Consider the following 1,181-nt stretch of genomic DNA (forward strand, 5'->3'; position numbering starts at 1 on the left):
CGACTTGACTCAAATTAAATGTAACCGAAGGAGTGGCAAAAAGGAAACGTTGCATCATATTACAGGTAACCGAAAGGAGGCCGTATATGGTGCTACGTTCCCGTCAGGAATACCTGGAAGCCATCCGCTCCCGTTACCGCCGTTCCAGCCGGAAAGACAAGGCTGCCATTCTCGATGAGTTCTGCGCCATCTGCGGTTACAACCGCAAGTACGCAATCCGGTTGTTGAAAAAGGACAATGCGGTTGCGTCGCGGAAACGCAAACCGGGACCTCGTTACGTGTACCATGACGAGCGGCTTCTCAACGCTCTCAAGCGCATCTGGTTTTCCACCGACCAGATGTGCTCTAAGAGGCTCAAGGCGGCCATGCCGCTATGGCTTCCTTTCTACGAGCAGGAGTTCGGACCGCTTACCCCCGAGATTCGTAATAAATTGCTTGCCGCAAGCTCTGCTACTATCGACCGCCTGCTCAAACCGGTGCGGGTGCTCCACAAGAAAGGCCGGTGCGGCACCAGACCTGGCACACTGCTTAAAAACCAGATCCCGGTCAAGACCCACAACTGGGACGTGACCAAACCGGGATTCTTCGAGGCCGATACGGTTGCCCATTGCGGCAATTCCATGGCCGGGGACTTCGTCCACAGCCTCACCTTCACCGATATCTTCTCCGGATGGACCGAAAACCGGGCCACCTGGGGCCGAGGCTCACAAGGCGTGCTGCGGGAGATCAAGGACATCGAGCAGATGATCGTGTTTCCGATCCTGGGTTTCGATTGCGACAACGGCTCGGAGTTCCTCAACCATCATCTCGCCAGGTATTTCACCGACCGCCCCAAAGCGCCGGTGCTCTTCACCAGATCGCGACCCTATCGCAAAAACGACAACGCCTTCGTAGAACAGAAAAACTGGACCCATGTCAGGCAACTGCTCGGCTATGACCGCTTCGACAACAAGGAACTCGTCCCCGTTCTCAACGATCTCTACAAAAACGAATGGAGCCTCTTCAACAACTTTTTCTGCCCAACCCTCAAGCTCAAGGAAAAACAGAAATTGAACTCGAAATATGTCCGGAAATACGAACCGCCAAGAACACCTTATCAAAGACTCGCTGCGTCAGTTGACATCACGGATGAGGCAAAGACAACACTGGAAGCCCTTTACAATTCACTCAATCCCTTTACA

Annotated in this window: 1 protein-coding gene; it reads left to right on the forward strand. The window is 53.5% G+C overall.

Features of this window, described 5'->3' with window-relative positions:
• Positions 1-86: 86 nt before the first annotated feature.
• On the forward strand, positions 87-1,181 hold a 1,095-nt coding region (locus tag ET418_RS18030), incomplete at its 3' end, for an integrase (protein WP_188055698.1).

Origin of the sequence: Oryzomonas rubra (genome assembly GCF_008369015.1) — a bacterium.
Classification (GTDB): Bacteria; Desulfobacterota; Desulfuromonadia; order Geobacterales; family Pseudopelobacteraceae; genus Oryzomonas; species Oryzomonas japonica.